Source organism: Phycicoccus sonneratiae (assembly GCF_016887965.1).
GTDB lineage: Bacteria > Actinomycetota > Actinomycetes > Actinomycetales > Dermatophilaceae > Phycicoccus > Phycicoccus sonneratiae.
Genome location: NZ_JAFDVD010000003.1, coordinates 324,352 through 342,752 on the forward strand (window position 1 = coordinate 324,352; position 18,401 = coordinate 342,752).

General features: G+C 74.0%; 16 protein-coding genes. 11 read left to right on the forward strand and 5 right to left on the reverse strand.

What is annotated here, in order from left to right; translation table 11 throughout:
* Nucleotides 1–50: 50 nt before the first annotated feature.
* The 5 genes from JQN70_RS02310 (at nt 51) to JQN70_RS02330 (ending at nt 5,091) form a co-directional block, all read left to right on the forward strand.
* Nucleotides 51–1,037 carry a small ribosomal subunit Rsm22 family protein gene (locus JQN70_RS02310; RefSeq protein WP_204129685.1) on the forward strand — a complete coding sequence of 329 codons (987 nt, stop codon included), beginning with the start codon at nt 51–53 and terminating at the stop codon, nt 1,035–1,037.
* Nucleotides 1,038–1,110: 73 nt separating this feature from the next.
* The gene (locus tag JQN70_RS02315) at nt 1,111–1,389 is read left to right on the forward strand and encodes an HU family DNA-binding protein (protein ID WP_204129686.1); all 279 of its coding nucleotides are present in this window, start codon (nt 1,111–1,113) and stop codon (nt 1,387–1,389) included.
* Between the two features lie 195 nt (nt 1,390–1,584).
* Nucleotides 1,585–2,106: a YbhB/YbcL family Raf kinase inhibitor-like protein gene (locus JQN70_RS02320; protein ID WP_204129687.1), complete on the forward strand. Its 522-nt coding sequence runs from the start codon at nt 1,585–1,587 to the stop codon at nt 2,104–2,106.
* 98 nt (nt 2,107–2,204) lie between these two features.
* Nucleotides 2,205–3,683: a gamma-aminobutyraldehyde dehydrogenase gene (locus tag JQN70_RS02325; protein ID WP_204129688.1), complete on the forward strand. Its 1,479-nt coding sequence runs from the start codon at nt 2,205–2,207 to the stop codon at nt 3,681–3,683.
* Nucleotides 3,684–3,714: 31 nt separating this feature from the next.
* Nucleotides 3,715–5,091, forward strand: coding sequence for an aspartate aminotransferase family protein (locus JQN70_RS02330; RefSeq protein WP_204129689.1), 1,377 nt, complete (start codon nt 3,715–3,717; stop codon nt 5,089–5,091).
* A 129-nt stretch (nt 5,092–5,220) separates the two neighbouring features.
* Here the strand turns inward: JQN70_RS02330 and JQN70_RS02335 are convergent, their stop codons facing one another.
* On the reverse strand, nt 5,221–5,766 hold the full coding sequence (locus JQN70_RS02335; protein WP_204129690.1) for a hypothetical protein: 546 nt from the start codon (nt 5,764–5,766) through the stop codon (nt 5,221–5,223).
* A gap of 178 nt (nt 5,767–5,944) precedes the next feature.
* Here JQN70_RS02335 and JQN70_RS02340 point away from each other — a divergent pair, with 178 nt between their 5' ends.
* From JQN70_RS02340 to JQN70_RS02350, 3 genes are all read left to right on the forward strand, one after another.
* Nucleotides 5,945–6,637, forward strand: coding sequence for a response regulator transcription factor (locus tag JQN70_RS02340; RefSeq protein WP_307835770.1), 693 nt, complete (start codon nt 5,945–5,947; stop codon nt 6,635–6,637).
* Nucleotides 6,637–7,992: a sensor histidine kinase gene (locus JQN70_RS02345; protein WP_204129691.1), complete on the forward strand. Its 1,356-nt coding sequence runs from the start codon at nt 6,637–6,639 to the stop codon at nt 7,990–7,992. Before JQN70_RS02340 ends, JQN70_RS02345 begins: the two co-directional genes overlap by 1 nt.
* Before the next feature lie 105 nt (nt 7,993–8,097).
* Complete coding sequence (locus tag JQN70_RS02350) at nt 8,098–11,400, forward strand: DEAD/DEAH box helicase (protein ID WP_204129692.1); 3,303 nt, start codon at nt 8,098–8,100, stop codon at nt 11,398–11,400.
* Between the two features lie 146 nt (nt 11,401–11,546).
* On the opposite strand, the gene fumC is transcribed toward JQN70_RS02350, so the two are convergent.
* Nucleotides 11,547–12,968, reverse strand: coding sequence for a class II fumarate hydratase (gene fumC / locus JQN70_RS02355; protein WP_204129693.1), 1,422 nt, complete (start codon nt 12,966–12,968; stop codon nt 11,547–11,549).
* A gap of 184 nt (nt 12,969–13,152) precedes the next feature.
* On the opposite strand from fumC, the gene JQN70_RS02360 reads away from it, so the two are divergent.
* A complete protein-coding gene (locus tag JQN70_RS02360; RefSeq protein ID WP_204129694.1) occupies nt 13,153–13,926 on the forward strand; it encodes an esterase/lipase family protein in 774 nt (257 codons plus the stop codon).
* A 5-nt stretch (nt 13,927–13,931) separates the two neighbouring features.
* On the forward strand, nt 13,932–15,332 hold the full coding sequence (locus JQN70_RS02365) for a WS/DGAT/MGAT family O-acyltransferase (RefSeq protein ID WP_204129695.1): 1,401 nt from the start codon (nt 13,932–13,934) through the stop codon (nt 15,330–15,332).
* Nucleotides 15,333–15,345: 13 nt separating this feature from the next.
* On the opposite strand, the gene JQN70_RS02370 is transcribed toward JQN70_RS02365, so the two are convergent.
* Nucleotides 15,346–15,768 (reverse strand): VOC family protein, encoded by a 423-nt coding sequence (locus JQN70_RS02370; protein WP_204129696.1) that lies wholly within the window; start codon nt 15,766–15,768, stop codon nt 15,346–15,348.
* A gap of 123 nt (nt 15,769–15,891) precedes the next feature.
* Between JQN70_RS02370 and JQN70_RS02375 the strand changes: the two genes are divergently transcribed.
* A complete protein-coding gene (locus JQN70_RS02375; protein WP_204129697.1) occupies nt 15,892–16,326 on the forward strand; it encodes a globin domain-containing protein in 435 nt (144 codons plus the stop codon).
* A gap of 9 nt (nt 16,327–16,335) precedes the next feature.
* Here JQN70_RS02375 and JQN70_RS02380 read toward each other — a convergent pair whose 3' ends face one another.
* Both JQN70_RS02380 and gnd read right to left on the reverse strand, forming a co-directional pair.
* Nucleotides 16,336–16,821 (reverse strand): pyridoxamine 5'-phosphate oxidase family protein, encoded by a 486-nt coding sequence (locus JQN70_RS02380; protein ID WP_204129698.1) that lies wholly within the window; start codon nt 16,819–16,821, stop codon nt 16,336–16,338.
* 85 nt (nt 16,822–16,906) lie between these two features.
* Nucleotides 16,907–18,382, reverse strand: a complete 1,476-nt coding sequence (gene gnd, locus JQN70_RS02385) for an NADP-dependent phosphogluconate dehydrogenase (protein ID WP_307835771.1) — start codon at nt 18,380–18,382, stop codon at nt 16,907–16,909.
* Nucleotides 18,383–18,401: the final 19 nt, after the last annotated feature.

Genomic DNA, 18,401 nt, shown 5'->3' on the forward strand with positions numbered 1-18,401 from the left:
CTCCTGGTGCGACTGCGCGGCGCCCGGGTCCAGCGTAGGAGGATGCGGCCATGGCCCTCACGCTGACCCGCGCCCTCGAGGCGGTCCTCGACGGCGAGGACGCCGAGGCCCTGCGGCGGGCGACGGCGCGGCTCATCGAGGTGTACCGCTCCGGGGCCCCACCGGAGGAGCAGGCGCTGCGCGATCCCGTGTCCGCGGCGGCGTACGCGGCCTACCGGATGCCGGCCACCCACGCCGCCGTGTCGCGGGTGCTTCGGTACGCGATGGAGGTCGCACCCGACCTGGCCCCGCGCTCGCTCGTCGACGTCGGCGGCGGCACGGGTGCGGCCGCGTGGGCGGTGGCCGAGGCGTTCCCTGAGGTGGCCTCCGTGGAGGTGCTCGACGCATCCGCCGACGCCCTGTCGCTCGGGGCGCGCATCGCACGCAACGGACCGCCCGTCGTCGCGGGCGCGCGCTGGACCCGGGCCGACTTGACCGTGAACAGCCTTCTGCCGCAGGCCGACCTGGCGACCATCAGCTACGTCCTCGGCGAGCTGCCCGGCGACCTCCCGGACCGGGTCGTCGACGCGTCGGTCGCGGCGGCGGGCGTCGTGGCCGTCGTCGAGCCGGGCACGCCGCGGGGCTTCGCCGCCGTGCACGCCGCGCGCGAACGCCTGCTGGGCGCCGGGTGGCACCTCGTCGCTCCCTGCCCGCACGAGGACGCCTGCCCGCTGGCGGCCGCCGGCGACTGGTGCCACCTCGCGGTGCGCCTCGACCGGACCGCACTGCACCGCCGCCTCAAGGGCGGCGCCCTGGGCCACGAGGACGAGAAGGTGTCGTACGTCGTGGCCCGCCGGGAGCCCGCCGCGCTGCCCGGGGGTCGCGTCCTGCGGCACCCGGTGACCCGCAAGGGGATGGTCCGGCTCGAGCTCTGCCGGGCGGACGGCACGGCCGCCGCCGAGGTCGTCAGCAAGCGCCAGGGCCCGCGTTACCGGGCCGCGCGCCACGCCGGGTGGGGGGACCGGTGGCCGCCGGAGGGAACGGACGCGGCAGACTGACCGTTGACGCCGCTGGACAGGAACCGGCGGTAGCGTCGGGATTTCAGCACCAACGACAACCAGGAAAGGTCCCATGTCGACCAAGAAGGACATCGCCCAGGCCGTCGCCCAGCGCACGGACGTCTCCGCGTCCGCCGCCGAGGAGATCATCAACGCGGCGCTCGACGTCGTCGGTGAGCACCTCGCCAAGGGTGAGGACGTCAAGCTCGCCGGCTTCGGCAGCTTCGAGACCCGCGAGCGCGCCGCGCGCACCGGCCGCAACCCGCAGACCGGCGAGGAGATCCAGATCGCCGCGTCGACGTCGGTCGGCTTCAAGGCCGCCGCGCAGCTCAAGCGCGCCGTCAACGGCTGACGCAGCAGCACACGCCACGGGGCGCCGACCACCACGGTCGGCGCCCCGTTCGCATCTCCCACCCCGACTTGTTGCGAGTTCGGCCGCTCGACACACGGCCAACAAGGGTGTCGAGCGGCGGAACTCGCAATAAGTGGGGACATCTCGGGGTTGGCCCGAGGGACCGCACTCCCCCGACGCCGTAGGAGAGACCGCATGAGCCTGGAGCGCCCGACCGCCCCGAACCCGTACGAGATGCTGCCCGCGGTCCCGTCGTTCACCGTGACGAGCGACGACGTGACCGACGGCGCGCCGCTCAAGGACGACCAGGTCGCCGACCAGGGCAACACCTCGCCCCAGGTCTCGTGGAGCGGCGCCCCCGAGGGGACGCAGAGCTACGTCGTCACCGTCTTCGACCCCGACGCCCCGACCCCGTCGGGCTTCTGGCACTGGGTGCTCGTCGACGTCCCCGCCGACGTGACCTCCCTGCCCGCCGGTGCCGCCACGCAGGACCTGCCCGGCAACGCCTTCCACGTCCGCAACGACGGCGGCGAGGCCGGGTTCACGGGCGCCGCCCCGCCCGAGGGCGACGTGCCGCACCGCTACTACCTCGTCGTGCACGCCGTCTCCGAGCCCACGCTCGGGGTCGATGCCGACGCCTCCCCCGCCGTGGTGTCCTTCAACCTGGCCTTCACGACGCTCGGCCGGGCGGTCATCCACGGGACCTACCAGCACTGATGACGGCAGCCGTCGCCGGCCCGGGCGACGGATTCCGCAGCCCGAATGCGCCCCCGCTGCCCTTTCCGGCAGCGGGGGCGCCCCGTATGCTCACGAGCATGCACCAGTACATCGGCGGTGAGCGCCGGGCCGCGAGCAGCGGTGAGGGCTTCGACGTCCTCGACCCCAGCACCGACGAGACGGTCGAGACCGTCACCCTCGCCGGCCCCGACGACGTCGACGCCGCGGTGTCGGCCGCGCACGCCGCCTTCGCGGAGTGGTCGCGCGCCACGCCGGTCGAGCGCGCCACCGTCCTCACGAAGGCCGCCGCCCTCCTCGACGAGCGCGCCGAGGAGATCGCGCAGCTCGAGTCGCGGCAGGCCGGCAAGCCGATCCGCCTCGCCCGCGAGTTCGACGTGCCCGGCACGGTCGACAACACCGCGTTCTTCGGCGCCGCCGCCCGCCGTCTCGACGGGATGGCCAGCGGCGAGTACTCGGGCGACCACACCAGCTCGATCCGGCGCGAGCCGATCGGCGTCGTCGGGTCGATCGCCCCGTGGAACTACCCGCTGCAGATGGCCGCCTGGAAGGTGCTGCCCGCCATCGCCGCCGGCAACACCATCGTCCTCAAGCCCGCAGAGATCACCCCGCTCACCTCGCTGCTCTTCGCCGAGGCGTTCACCGAGGCCGGCGCCCCGGCAGGCGTCGTCAACGTCGTCACCGGCACCGGGCCGGTCGCCGGCGAGCACCTCGTCGGGCACCCCGACGTCGCGATGACCTCCTTCACCGGGTCGACCGCCGTCGGCCGCCGGGTGATGGCCACCGCCGCGGCCACCGGCAAGCGGGTGCACCTCGAGCTCGGCGGCAAGGCGCCGTTCGTCGTGTTCGACGACGCCGACCTCGAGGCCGCCGTCCACGGCGCCGTCGCCGGCTCCCTCATCAACACCGGCCAGGACTGCACCGCCGCCACCCGCGCCATCGTCCACCGCTCGGTCCACGACGCGTTCGTCCGGGGTGTCGCCGACCTCTTCGCCCAGGTCCGCATCGGCGCGACGCCCGACCCCGCCACCGACCTCGGCCCGCTGTCCTCGCGCGCCCACCAGGACAAGGTCGCCGGGATGGTCGAGCGCGCCCGCGGCTACGCGAAGGTCGTCACCGGCGGCCGCGCCCCCGGTGGTGACCTCGCCCGCGGCTCCTACTACGAGCCGACCCTGGTCACCGACGTGCCGCTCGACTCCGAGATCTGGACCGACGAGGTCTTCGGGCCGGTGCTCGTCGTCGTGCCGTTCGACGACGACGACGAGGCGATCCGCCTGGCCAACGACACCGAGTTCGGCCTCGCCGCGAGCGCCTGGACCCGCGACACCTACCGCGCGGGTCGCGCCTCGCGCGAGATCGCGGCAGGCTGCGTGTGGGTCAACGACCACATCCCGATCATCAGCGAGATGCCGCACGGCGGGTACAAGCACTCCGGTTTCGGCAAGGACATGTCCGCCTACTCGTTCGACGAGTACACCAACGTCAAGCACGTCATGCACGACATCACCGGCGAGGCCCGCAAGGCCTGGCACCGCACGATCTTCACCCTGCCGGGCTGACCCGGACCGACTCACCGAAAGGCCTTCCGCGATGACCGAGTTCGCCTCCCCCGACGTCCGGCCCGACACCGACAAGGGCGCCCAGGTGGCCCGCGACGACCGCGCCCACGTCTTCCACTCGTGGTCCGCGCAGGCTCAGATCGCGCCGCTGCCGATCGCCGGCGCGTCCGGCTCGTACTTCTGGGACTTCGAGGGCAAGCGCTACCTCGACTTCTCGAGCCAGCTGGTCAACGTCAACATCGGCTACCAGCACCCGAAGCTCGTCGCCGCCATCCAGGAGGCCGCGGCCCGTCAGTGCACCATCGCCCCGAGCTTCGCCGACGAGTCGCGCTCCGAGGCGGCCCGGATGATCGCCGAGCGTGCCCCCGGCGACCTCGACAAGGTGTTCTTCACCAACGGCGGCGCCGAGGCCACCGAGAACGCGATGCGGATGGCGCGCATCCACACCGGCCGGCACAAGATCCTCACGACGTACCGCAGCTACCACGGCGCGACGAGCGGCTCGATCCTCGCCACCGGTGAGCCGCGCCGCTGGGGGTCCGAGCCTGGCGCACCGGGATTCGTCCACTTCTGGGGCCCGTACCCGTTCCGGTCCGCGTTCCACTCGACGTCTCCGGAGCAGGAGTGCGAACGCGCGCTGCAGCACCTGCGCGACACGATCATGGTCGAGGGCCCGCAGACCATCGCCGCGATCATGCTCGAGACCGTCGTCGGCACCAACGGCATCCTCGTGCCGCCGGACGGCTACCTCGCCGGCGTCCGCGAGCTCTGCGACGAGCACGGCATCCTCTGGATCGCCGACGAGGTGATGGCCGGCTTCGGGCGCTGCGGCGAGTGGTTCGCCGTCGACCACTGGGGCCTGGCCCCCGACCTCATCTGCTTCGCCAAGGGCGTCAACAGCGGGTACGTGCCGCTCGGCGGCGTCGTGATGTCGGCGCGCGTGGCGGCGACCTTCGACGACCGCCCGTACCCGGGCGGCCTCACCTACTCCGGCCACCCGCTGGCCTGCGCCTCGGCCGTCGCGTCGATGCGGATCTTCGAGGAGGAGGGCATCCTCGAGCACGTCCGGAAGATGGCCGACACCGTCATCGGGCCGCGCCTGGAGGAGATCCGGGCCAAGCACCCGTCGGTCGGCGAGGTGCGCGGGCTCGGGGTGTTCTGGGCGCTCGACCTCGTCAAGGACACGACGACGAACGAGGCGCTCGTGTCCTACAACGCCTCGGGCGAGGCGGCCAAGCCGATGGCCGAGCTGATGGCCGCGTGCAAGGCCGAGGGCCTCTGGCCGATGACGCACTTCAACCGGTTGCACGTCGTGCCGCCGTGCACGACGACCGCCGAGGAGCTGGCCGAGGGGCTCGACGTCCTCGACCGCGCCCTCGACGTCGCCGACGCGCACGTCACCGCCTGACCCCCGACCCGACTTTCTCTCCGGATGCCGGAACCTTCAGCGACCGGCCCCTTGCAAGGGGTCGGTCGCTGAAGGTCGTGGCAGGTCGCGGCCTCGAGGCGCCCCTCGGGCGCAGGCCCGGCGGGTGGCTCAGGTCGCGCTGGGCGACGCGGAGGGCGCGGGCGAGGGGTTGCTCGGCTTCGTCGGCAGCTCGACGCCACACTTCTCCGCCGCCGCCTTCAGGTCGGCCCGGACGGACTGGCGCTGCTCCTTGCTCAGGGGGCCCCACGGCCGCGTGACCTTCGCGTCGTCGAGGCACTGCTTCTGGGTGTCGGAGAGGTCGTTCCAGAACGCCCGGGCCTTCGGGAAGGGCAGCTCGACGCCGCACTTCTGCGCGGCGGCGGTGACCTGGTCGCGCAGGGCCTTGCGCTCGGAGTCGTCGAGCGGGCCGACCGGGCGGCTGACCTTCGCGTCCTCGAGGCACTGCTTCTGGGTGTCGGACAGCTTCTTCCACCAGGCGCGACCGGGGTGGATCTTCGCCTGGGGGGTGGTGTCATCGGCCGTGGCAGCGACGCTCACGGCGTCGACGGCGGCGACGGGTGCCGGAGCGGCGGTGGCGCTCGTGGCGACGATGCCGGTGGTGACGGCGGCGCCGCCGACGGCGAGCGCGACGAGGGAGGTGCGGAGGGCGGGCATCGGGTGCTCCTTGGAGAGGTCGTCGGGTGCGGTGACGTTGACGAGAGTGGAGCCCGACCCTCGCGACCACTGCGCGTGAACCTCGGGGGTTGCTGGAGATCGGCACTGGCCGCGCTTTTCAGCAAGTCCCGAGGATTCCTCCAGACAGCTCGGCGCCGGCCGTGGGAGCGTGGGCGCCGTGGCCGAGACCCCCGCCCCGCGCGTCCTCGTCGTCGACGACGAGGAGAACATCAGCTACCTCGTCTCCTCCGCCCTGCGCCTCGCCGGGATGGACGTGACGACCGCCGCGACCGGCGAGGAGGCGCTGACCACGGCGGCCCGCACCGCGCCCGATGTCGTGGTCCTCGACGTGATGCTCCCCGACCTCGACGGCTTCGAGGTCCTGCGCCGCCTGCGCGCCATCGGCAGCAGCGCTCCCGTCCTCTTCCTCACCGCGCGCACCGACACCGCCGACCGGGTGCGCGGGCTGACGAGCGGCGGCGACGACTACATCACCAAGCCGTTCGCGCTCGAGGAGCTCGTCGCGCGCGTCCACGTCGCGCTCCGTCGCGGGGGCGCGGCCGCCGCCCCGAGCGCCCGCCACCGGGTGCACGACCTCGTCCTCGACGAGGACCAGCACCGCGTGTGGCGCGGCGACACCGAGGTCCACCTCACCGCCACGGAGTTCAGCCTGCTGCGCCTGCTCCTCGTCAACGCCGGCCGTGTCGTCACCCGCGCGCAGATCCTCGACCACGTCTGGCAGTACGACTTCGCGGGCGAGACGGCCATCATCGAGTCCTTCGTCTCGACGCTGCGCAAGAAGGTCGACGCCGTGCCGCCGAAGCTCGTCCACACCGTCCGCGGCGTCGGCTACAGCGTGCGGGAGCCGTGATGACCCTGCGCCGGCGGCTCGTCGCCGCGGTGGCGGTGCTCGCCGTCCTGTCGGTGGTCGCCGGCGTCACCGTCGTCCTCGTCCAGCGGGCCTTCCTCCTCGGGCGGCTGGACGCCCAGATCAGCGCCCTCGCCGAGAACCCGCGCGCCGTCCTCCTCGCCTCGCAGCGCTCCGAGGGCGCGGTGGCGACCGCCGCCCTCAGTGACGTCTACGTCGGCCGGATGGGCGCCGACGGCCGGCTGAGCACCGTCCTCGCCCCGCAGGCCGACCCCACCCTCGTCCCCGACCTCGAGCCCGGCGAGCGCGTCCTCACGCCCGCCGGCCGGTCCACCGCCTCCGGCGACGCGCCCCGCGTCCGGGTCGTCACCGTCCCCCTGGCCAACGGGCGCGCGCAGGCCGTCATCGCCGTCCCGACGACCTCGGCCGACCTGACGACCCGGCGGCTGGCGCTGACCCTCGGGCTCACCGGCCTGGTCGTCGCGGCCTTCGTCGGGCTGCTGCTCTGGTGGGTCGACCGGCTCGGGCTGCGGCCGATCGCCGAGATGACCGATGCCGCCGACGCCATCACCGCGGGCGACACCTCACGGCGCGTCCCGCCCGGGCCGCCCGGCACCGAGGCGGCGCGGCTCGGCGAGGCGCTCAACACGATGATCGACACGACGACCGCGACGAACGAGCGGATGCGCCGGTTCGTCGCCGACGCCTCGCACGAGCTGCGCACCCCGCTGACGACCCTCGGCGGGTACGCGGCCCTGCACGCCACCCGCGAGCCCGGCCCGCTCGACGACCGCGGCCGGGCCGACGTCGACGACGCGATGCGCCGGATCGGCGACGAGGCGGCCCGGATGCGACGCCTCGTCGACGGCCTGCTCGACCTCGCCGGGCTCGACGCCCCGGACGCCCTGCGCCGCGAGCCGGTCGACCTCGCCGAGGTGCTGCGCGACGTCGCCTCCGACCTGCGCGTCGTCGCGCCCGACCGGGTCGTCACCCTCGACGCCCCCGAGCACCTCGTCGTCACCGCCGACCGCGACCGCGTCACCCAGGCCCTCGTCGGGCTGACGTCGAACGCGGTGCGGCACACCCCGGACGGCACGCCCGTCGCGCTGCGGGTGCTCGTCCGGCCGGGGTGGGTGCGGGTCGAGGTCGCCGACGCCGGGCCGGGCATCCCCGCCGAGCACCTGCCCCACCTGCTCGAGCGCTTCTACCGGGTCGACCGATCGCGCTCGTCCGGCAGCGGTGGGTCCGGGCTCGGGCTGGCCGTCGTCGACGCCGTCGCCCGGGCGCACGGCGGGTCGGTCGAGGTGACGTCGGAGGCCGGGCGGGGCACGGTCTTCGCCCTCGTCCTGCCCGCCTGACCCTGTGGACGGGCTCGGCGGATGTCGCCGTCGCGACGTACGGTGGGGTGTTCAGGGTTCGCCGGAGCAGGGGCGGTCCCACGCCCGTGCGAGGAGGGGTTGCCGATGGCCCGCGTCGTCACCGCGCGCCGCCTCGCCGAGCTGACCAACCGCGAGCTCGGCGAGGTGTGCGGCACCGTCACCGTCGCGCGCGGGCTCGCGTACGCGCGCGAGGGGCGGGTCGTCGACGTCGAGGTCTCCGCCGACGGCGCGCACGCCACCGGCTGGGTCGGCGGGAGCGCCGGCGAGACGTACACGACCCGCGTCGCCCTGCGACCGCACGAGGAGGACGGCCGGCAGCCGCTGCGGCGCTGGCACAGCCAGTGCTCGTGCCCGGTCTCCGGCGACTGCAAGCACGCCGTGGCCGTCGCGGCCCGCGTCCGCGAGCTCTCGCCCGCCCCGCTCCCCGACGAGCCGCCCACCCCGACGTGGGAGCGGGCGCTCGGCGGCCTCCTCGACGAGGACGTCCCGCGCGACGTCACCCCGGTCGGCCTGCTCCTCGAGTCGGCCGCGGCCGGCACCGGGCGGGCCCGGCTCACCGAGGACACCGGGCGCGGCCAGCTGCGGCTGCGCCCCGTCGTGCCGGGGGTGCGCGGCGCGTGGATCCGCACCGGGGTCTCCTGGGAGTCCTTCGCCGGGGGCTACTACGGCTACGGCCGCGTCACCTACCCCGACGACCACATCGACGCGCTCACCGCCATCGCCGACGCCCACCGCCGCTCGGTCCGCGCCTTCGGCTACGGCCGGATGCCCGACGCCATCCTCCTCGACCACCTCGGCTCCGGATGGGTCCAGCTGCTGCGCGCCGCCGACCGGGCCGGCGTGCGCCTGCTCACCGACCTCGCCGGCCAGGGCGAGGTCGCCTTCGCCCCCGACCCCGCCGAGCTCGTCGTCGACATCGAGCGCACCGACGACGGCGCCGCCCTCCACCCCCGGCTCGACCTGCCGGTCGGCCCCGGCACCGACACCCACCTCGTCGGCTCGCCGGCCACCGGGTTCTGGCTCCGCGACGACGACACCCTGGTCCTCGGCGCACTCACCGAGCCGCTCGACGGCACCCGCCAGCGGCTCCTCGACCTCGGGGTCGTCGAGGTCCCCGAGGCCGACTGGGCGCGCTTCACCGTCACCCACCTGCCCGGCCTGCGGCGCAAGGCCCGCGTGCGCAGCCTCTCCCCAGAGCTCGAGCTCCCCGAGGCCGTCCCGCCCCGGCTGCACCTCGCGGTCACCGTCGAGCCGGGCCACCGCACCCACCTCGCGTGGGGCTTCCGGTACGGCGGGACGAGGGGCGTGCACGTCGCGCTCGGCTCCGACGAGCCCGACCCGATGCGCGACCGCTCGGCCGAGCGCCGGCTCGAGGCCGAGCTGCACGGCGTCCCCGAGGTCGCCGACTTCGACGCCCTCTGGCAGGTCGTCGCGCACCAGCCGCACCTCGTGCCCGAGGTCCGGCTGCACGCGTTCACGACGGTCGGGTTCAGCCACCTCCTGCCGGTCCTCGAGGAGCTGCCGTTCCTCGACGTCGAGGTCCACGGCGAGGTCGCCGAGTACACCGAGGTCGACGAGGCCCCGCTCATCCAGGTCTCGACGAGCGACGGGTCCGGCGGCGGGTCGGGCGCGGCCACCGACTGGTTCGACCTCGACATCTCGGTCACCGTCGCCGGCGAGGACGTGCCGCTCGCGCCCCTCATCGAGGCCATCGCGCGCAAGCACGAGCACCTCATCCTCGACTCCGGCACGTGGTTCGCCCTCGACCGTCCCGAGCTCGAGACGCTGCGCCGGCTCGTCGAGGAGGCGCGCTCGCTGCAGGACAAGCCCTCCGACCCGCTGCGCATCTCGGCGGTGCACGTCGGCCTCTGGGAGGAGCTCGCGGCGCTCGGGGTCGTCGAGGAGCAGAGCGAGCGCTGGACGCGCACGGTCGGCCGCCTCGTCGACAGCGGCCACCTCGCGCCGGCCGAGGTCCCGGCCGGGCTCGACGCCACGCTGCGGCCCTACCAGGTCGAGGGGTTCCGCTGGCTCTCGATGCTCTGGGACTGCGGCCTCGGCGGGGTCCTCGCCGACGACATGGGTCTCGGCAAGACCGTGCAGATGCTCGCGATGGTGCTGCGCGCCCACGAGCTCGGCGAGCTCGAGCACCCGGTGCTCGTCGTCGCGCCGACCTCGGTGCTGTCCACGTGGGCGGGCGAGGCCGCGCGGTTCGCGCCCTCGCTGCGCACGGCCGTCGTCGAGCGCACCCGCGGCAAGGACCGCCGCAGCCTCGCGGCCGCCATCGGGGACGCGCAGGTGGTCATCACGTCGTACACGGTGGCCCGCATCGACGAGGAACAGTGGCGCTCACGGCCGTGGGGCGCGGTCGTCCTCGACGAGGCGCAGTTCGTCAAGAACCACCAGGCCAAGACCTACCAGGCCGTCCGGCGCCTCTCTGCCAGAGCGAAGTTCGCGATCACCGGTACGCCGCTGGAGAACTCGCTGATGGATCTCTGGTCGCTGCTGTCCATCGTGGCGCCGGGGCTGCACCCGAAGCCGGGGGCGTTCAAGGAGCAGTGGGCGAATCCCATCGAGCGCGACGGCGACGCCGACCGGCTGGCCACGCTGCGTCGGCGCATCCGCCCGCTGATGCTCCGGCGCACCAAGGAGTCGGTCGCCACCGAGCTGCCGCCCAAGCAGGAGCAGGTGCTCACCGTCGACCTGCACCCGCGGCACCGGGCGGTCTACGACCGGCACCTCCAGCGCGAGCGGCAGCGGCTGCTCGGGCTCATCGACGACCTCGACGGCAACCGGATGGCGGTGCTCCGGGCGCTCACCGCGCTGCGCCAGCTCTCCCTCGACCCCGCGCTCGTCGACGAGCAGTACGTCGGGCTCGCCGACTCGGCGAAGGTCGACGCGCTCGTCGAGCACGTCACCGAGCTGGCCGGCGAGGGGCACCGCGCGCTCGTGTTCTCGCAGTTCACCGGCTTCCTCGGCATCGTCCGCCGGCGGCTCGAGGCCGAGGGCATCGCCTACGAGTACCTCGACGGGCGCACCCGCGACCGCGCCGACCGGATCGCGGCCTTCCGTGACGGCGAGGCACCGGTCTTCCTCATCTCCCTCAAGGCCGGCGGCTTCGGCCTCACCCTCACCGAGGCCGACTACGTCTTCGTCCTCGACCCGTGGTGGAACCCCGCCGCCGAGGCCCAGGCCATCGACCGCGCGCACCGCATCGGGCAGACCAAGCCGGTCAACGTCTACCGGTTGGTGTCGCGGAACACGGTCGAGGAGAAGGTCATCGCCCTCCAGGAGCGCAAGCGCGACCTCTTCACCAAGGTCGTCGACGAGGGTGCGGCCCTCAGTCGGGCCCTGACCGCCGACGACCTGCGCGGCCTCCTCGCCGACTGACCCGACCGCCGTTCCGCTGGTTCGAGGTGAACGGCGACCCGATCCCGGTCGGGTTTCACCTCGACCCGGCGTGCCCTCCCGCGGTTCGAGGTGAAAGCCGACCGTCACAGGGTCCCTTTTCACCTCGAACCGCGCTGACGGCGGGGTCAGTCGGGGCGAGTCATCGCCTCGGGGTCGACCCACCGGTCGTAGTCCTCCGCCGACACCGACCCCGACGCCAGCGCCGCCTCCCGCAACGTCGACCCGTCGCGGTGCGCCTGCTTGGCGATGGCCGCCGAGGCGTCGTACCCGATGTGCGGCGCGAGGGCGGTGACGAGCATGAGGTCGGCGTCGAGGTGCTCGGCGATGCGCCCCCGGTCGGCCTCCAGCCCCAGCACGCAGTGCTCGCGGAACGAGCGGCACGCGTCCGAGACCAGCCGCACCGACTCGAGCACCGCGTGCGCCATGACCGGCGTGAAGACGTTGAGCTGGAAGTTGCCCTGCGTCCCGGCGAAGCCCACCGTCGCGTCGTTGCCGAAGACCCGCGTGACGACCATCGTCATCGCCTCGGACTGGGTGGGGTTCACCTTGCCCGGCATGATCGAGGACCCCGGCTCGTTCTCGGGGATGCGCAGCTCGCCGATGCCCGTCCGCGGCCCGGACGCCAGCCAGCGCACGTCGTTGGCCAGCTTCATCAGCCCGCCGGCCAGCGTCCGCAGCGCCGACGACACGGCCACGAGCCCGTCGTGCGCCGCGAGCTGCACGAAGAGGTTGTCGGCCTGGTGGAACGCGAGCCCGGTCTCCTCCGACAGGTGGCGCGCCACCGCCGGCCCGAACGCCGCCGGCGCGTTGAGCCCCGTCCCCACCGCCGTCCCGCCGATGGCCAGCGCCAGCACGCGCTCCCCCGCGTGCCGCACGTCGGCCTGGGCCTCGCGCAGCTGCCCGGCCCAGGCGCCCACCTCCTGTCCGAGGGTCACCGGCGTCGCGTCCTGGAGGTGGGTGCGCCCCACCTTGACGACGTCCGCGTACTCGGCGGCCTTCGCGTCCAGCGCCTCGCAGAGCGCGTCGACGGCCGGGTGCAGCCGCTCGGCGAGCTCCAGCGCCACCGCGACGTGCACCGCCGTCGGGAAGGTGTCGTTGCTCGACTGGCTGCGGTTGACGTGGTCGTTCGGGTGCACCGGCTCCTTCGACCCGAGCACCCCGCCGAGCAGCTCGATCGCCCGGTTGGCGACGACCTCGTTGGCGTTCATGTTCGACTGCGTGCCCGACCCGGTCTGGAAGACGACGAGCGGGAAGTGCTCGTCGAGGTCGCCGCGGGCCACCTCGTCGGCGGCCTCGACCACCGCTCGCGCCACGTCGTCGGGGAGCAGCCCGAGCTCGGCGTTGGCCAGCGCGGCCGCCTTCTTGAGCAGCCCGAGGCCGCGGACGACCGGCCGGCCCCAGACGAAGGTGTCGCGGCCGATGTCGAAGTGCTCGAGGCTGCGCTGGGTCTGCGCGCCCCAGTACCGGTCGGCGGCGACCTCGACCGTCCCCATCGTGTCGCGCTCGGTGCGCGTCGCCGCGCCGGCCGGACCCTGCTGCGTCGTCATCCCTCCACGGTAGGCCGCCCGCGGCCACGCACCGGCCCGGGGACCCCGACGAGAGACGTGCGACACGGACCCGTCCGGACCCTCCCCTGACGAGGCAGGTTCTGGGACACTGGCCCTCTGCCCACCGCAGCGTCGCGAGCCGGGTCACCGGAGTCGTGGCGTCCGCCCGACCGAGGGAGGCCCCGTGCCCCGGCTCGACCCCGTGCCGCCCGGCCCCAGCGCACCGACGCTGTGGATGGCCCGGCGCGAGTGGCGCGCGGCCCTCGAGCTGGCGACCTCGGCGGTCCGCACCCGTAACGTCGCGGGCTGGCCGACGGGCGACGGGCACCCGGTGGTCGTCCTCCCGGGCTTCCTCGCCGGCCCGGAGTCCACCGTCTTCCTCCGCCAGCACCTGCGCCGGCTGGGCTACCGCGTCCACGACTGGCGCCAGGGCCGCAACCTCGGCGCGAGCCCCGAGCTCGCCGAGCGCCTCGAGGAGCTCCTCCTTGAGGTCCACGACCGCTACGGGCGCCGGGTCAGCCTCGTCGGCTGGAGCGCGGGCGGGGTCTACGCCCGCGAAATGGCCCGCGCGCTGCCCGACTACACGCGCGGCGTCATCACCCTCGGCAGCCCGTTCCGCCACCACCCGGCCGCCACGCGGGCCTGGGCGATGTACCGGGTGATGAACCGCCACAACCTCGACCTGATGTTCACCGAGGAGGCGCTCGCACTGCGCGCCCAGCCGCTCCCCGTCCCCACGACGAGCATCTACTCGCGCGCCGACGGCATCGTCGCGTGGCAGTGCTGCGTCGCCGACCCGGCGCCGCGCACCGAGAACGTCGAGGTCTCGGCCACGCACCTCGGGTACGGGCACCAGCTCGAGACGCTGCACGTCATCGCCGACCGGCTCGCGCAGCCCGAGGACACCTGGGCGCCCTACGCCGGGGGCACCCCGACGCCGCACGACGAGGCGGTCTGAGCGGCGTGGCGCGCACGCGCTGGGCCAGTCCGCTCGACGCCATCTTCCTCATCGGGGAGACCCCCGAGACACTGATGCACGTCGGGTCGCTGCTGCACTTCTCCTACCCCGAGGGCGAGGACGACGGCTTCCTGCGCGACCTCGTCGCCGACGTCCGCTCGAGCGCGGTCGAGCTGCCGTGGACCCTGCGCCTGCAGACCCGACGGGTCATGCGCCAGCCGGTGCACCGCTGGGTCGAGGACGAGCGGTTCGACATCGACTACCACGTGCGCCACTCGGCACTACCCGCCCGGGGCGGCGAACGAGAGCTCGGCGTGCTCGTCTCGCGGCTGCACTCCAACCAGCTCGACTTCCGTCGCCCGCCGTGGGAGATGACCTTCATCGAGGGCGTCGGGCCGGGCCGGTTCGCCGTCTACACGAAGATCCACCACAGCCTCGTCGACGGGTACACGGGCGCGCGGATCCTCCAGCGCGGCCTCTCGGAGGACCCGGCCGACCGCACCCATCCACACTTCCTCGGCCTCGCGCGCCGGCCCCGGCCCGAGGGCGAGTCCCGCGAACCGGTCGGCGACGTCGCCTCGATCCTGCGCAGCGTCTCGGCGTCGGTGACCTCGCTGCCGGCGGTCGCGCGCACCCTCGTCGAGACCCAGCTGCGCCGCGGGCAGACCTCGACGCGGGCGGTCACCTCGTACCAGGCGCCGATGAGCATCCTCAACGGCCCGACCGGGCGCTCGCGCCGGTTCGCCACCCAGCAGTACGACCTCGAGCGGCTGCGGGCCGTCGCCCGCGCCCGGAACGCCACCCTCAACGACGTCCTCATGGCGATCTGCGCGGGCGGGCTGCGGCGCTTCCTCGACGGCCTCGAGGCCCTCCCCGACCGGCCGCTCGTGGCCTTCGTGCCCGTCAACGTCCGCGCCCCCGAGAGCGAGGGCGGCGGCAACTACGTCGGGGCGACGCTCGTCTCGCTCGCGACGGACATCGAGGACCCGCTCGCCCGGCTCGCGGCCATCACCTCCTCGTCGCGGGCGGCCAAGGGCCGGATGCGCGGGATGGGCGGCGACGCGGTCATCGCCTACAGCGCCCTGCTCCTCGCCCCGGCCGGGCTCCAGGTGGCCCGGGCGATGAGCGGCCTGCCGCTGCCCGGTCCGCTGACCCTCAACGTCTGCATCTCGAACGTGCCGGGGCCGACCAAGCCGCTCTACTGGCGCGGGGCCCGGCTCGACGCCACCTACCCGGTGTCGATCCCCGGGCACTCGATGGCGCTGAACATCACGGCCCAGTCCTACGCGGGCACGCTGAACCTCGGCTTCATCGGCGACCGCGAGGCGCTGCCGCACCTGCAGCGCCTCGCCGTGCACACCGGAGAGGCCCTCGCCGACCTCGAGCGCGAGGCCGGGACCGCCTGAGCCGCAGCCCGACTCAGCCCTGGGTGCCCTCGCCGGTGCCGATGTTGACCATCCACGAGATGCCGTAGCGGTCGGTGAGGGCGCCGAACTCGTCGCCCCACATCTGCTTCTCGAGCGGCATGGTCACCGTGGCGCCCTCCGCGAGGCCCTCCCAGTAGCCCCGCAGCTTCTCGTCGTCGCCGCTCAGCGACACGTGGACGTTGGAGGCGGCCGTGCCGCCGCCCTCCTGGCCCGGGGGCATGTCGGAGCCCATGAGCACGAAGCCGTCGTCGGTGGCCAGGTAGGCGTGCATCACGCCGTCGGCGCCGTCGCCCTCCATGCCGTACTGCCCGAAGGTCATGATGTCGAGCTGCCCGCCGAGGACCTGCTGGTAGAAGGTCATCGCCTCGCGGGCCGTGCCGTCGAAGTTGAGGTAGGGGTTGAGCTGGCTGGCCATGGTGGTCTCCCTGCGTCCGTCGTCGCTGACGCCTGGTGACGCTACGCCGGTGCGCCGACAGCGACCAGACCCTCGCCGGTCCCGACCCTTGCCGCGCGGAGCGGCGGGGAGGACCATCGCGGGATGACGACCCTCTACGAGCAGGCCGGGGGCGCCGAGGGGATGCTCGCGCTGTCGCACGCGTGGCACGCGCGCTGCCTCGCCGACCCCGTCGCCGCGCACCCGTTCGAGCACCCGGGCCACCCCGAGCACGTCGAGCGGCTCGCCGCCTACTGGGGCGAGGCCCTCGGCGGACCGCCCGCCTACACGGACGGGATGGGCGACGAGGCCCACGTCAGCCGGATGCACGCCGGCGAGGGCGAGCACGCCGAGCTGGACCGCGCCTGCATCGCCTGCTTCGACGTCGCGATGACGGACGTCGGCCTCACCACCGACCCGCTGCGCACCGAGCTGCACGACTACTTCGTGTGGAGCACGGGGCGGCTGTCGGCGCACCCGGGATCGGCCGACCGCATCGCGGACGACCTCACCGTGCCGCGGTGGCCGCAGCCGGGGTGAGCCCCGCGGTCAGAGGTCGACGGTGTGGCTCTCCCCGGGCTCGGGCTGCTCGCCGGTGACCCGGGCCCTGACCATCTCGACGACCGTCGCGACCCGGCCGGGGCTGTCCCAGTACTGCGCGGTCTCTCCGTCGATGCGGATGACGGCGACCTCCGGGTCCTCCGGCTCCTTCTGGAACCACGTCTTCGCGAACTCGTTCCAGAGCTCGCGCGCCTTGGCGGGGTCGCGACGGACCTCCGCCGTGCCGGCGACCGACACCCACGCCCCCTCCTTCGTGAAGGCGACGTTGACCCGGGAGTGGGCCTCGATCTCGTGGGCCGGCGCGCTGTCGGCGAGGGCGAGGAACCAGAAGGTCCCGTCGTCGTCGACCTCCTGCAGCGTCATCGGTCGCGACGTCAGGGCGCCCGACTCGGTGTGCACCGTGGTGAGCATCGCCGTGCGCTGGTCCTCGACGAGCTCCTTGACGTGGGCGGTGCCGTTCTCGTGGCGGGTCATCGGTGCTCCTTCGTCGATCTGTGGTGCTGGTGGTGTGAGGGGTACCCGCCCGGCGTCCGCGCCACACGGCACGGCCCGTCGGTGCTCAGCCGGCGTCGACCTCGACGCGGTCGCCGGCCCACGGCGTGTGGAACGTCCCCTCGCGGTCGACCCGCTCGTAGGTGTGCGCGCCGAAGTAGTCGCGCAGGCCCTGGACGAGCGCCGCCGGCAGGCGCTCGGCCCGCAGCGCGTCGAGGTAGGCGAGCACCGAGGAGAACACCGGCAGCGGCACACCGGCCGCGACCCCGGCGGCCACGACCCGCCGCAGCGCGGGCAGCCGCTCGGTCACGGCGGCCGCGAAGTCCGGGGTGGCGAGCAGGCTCGGGGCGTCGGGGTGCTCCTCGAGCGCGTCGGTGATGTCGGCGAGCAGCCGGGCCCGGATGATGCAGCCGTCGCGCCAGATGCGCGGGAGGTCGGCGAGCTCGACGTCCCACCCGTGCTCGGCCGAGCCGGCGCGGACCATGTCGAGGCCCTGCGCGTACGCGACGACCTTGGCCGCGTAGAGCGCCGCCCTCAGGTCGTCGGGGTCCAGGCCCGGGTCGTCGGCGACGGCAGGGTCCTCCTCGGGTGCGGCGAGCGCCTCGCGGACGGCGTCCCGGCGGGTGGTGTCACCGGAGACCGCGCGGGCCATCGTCGCCTCGGCGATGGCGGTGACCGGGACCCCGAGGTCGAGGGCGGTCTGCACGGTCCAGCGGCCGGTCCCCTTCTGCTCGGCCGCGTCCCGGACGACGTCGACGAACGGCCGCCCGGTCTCGGCGTCGGTGTGCGCGAGGACCTCGGCGGTGATCTCGACGAGGTAGGACTCGAGCTCGGTGTCGTTCCAGCCCCGGACGACCTCGGCCACGTCGGCGGGTTCGAGGTGCACCAGCCGGCGCAGCAGGTCGACGCTCTCGCCGATGAGCTGCATGTCGGCGTACTCGATGCCGTTGTGCACCATCTTCACGAAGTGCCCCGACCCGTCGGGCCCGATGAGGGTGCAGCACGGCTCGTCGTCGACGTGCGCACTGATCACCTCGAGGAAGGGCCCGATCTCGGCGTAGGTGTCGCCGTCGCAACCCGGCATGATCGACGGCCCCTCGAGGGCGCCGACCTCGCCGCCCGAGACGCCGACCCCGGCGAAGCGGATCCCCTTGCGCGCCAGCGCCTCGTGGCGGCGCATCGTGTCGTGGAAGTGCGCGTTGCCCGCGTCGGCGACGACGTCGCCCTCGTCGAGCAGCGGCGCGAGCTCGTCGAGGACGGCGTCGGTGCCCTCACCGGCCTTGACCATGACGATGATCCGCCGCGGCCGCTCGAGCGCGCCGACGAGGTCCTCGAGCGAGCGGGCGAGGGTGAGGTCGCCCTCGTCGCCGAACTCGTCGACGAGCGCCTCCGCCTTGCTCGTCGTGCGGTTGTGCACCGCGACACGGAACCCGTTCCGGGCCAGGTTGCGGGCGAGGTTGCGCCCCATGACCGCGAGGCCGGTGACCCCGATCTGCGCGCGGGGGGCGGAGGTGTCGGTGGTCGTGGCGTCGGTGTCCGGCACCGGGTCTCCCGTCGTCGAG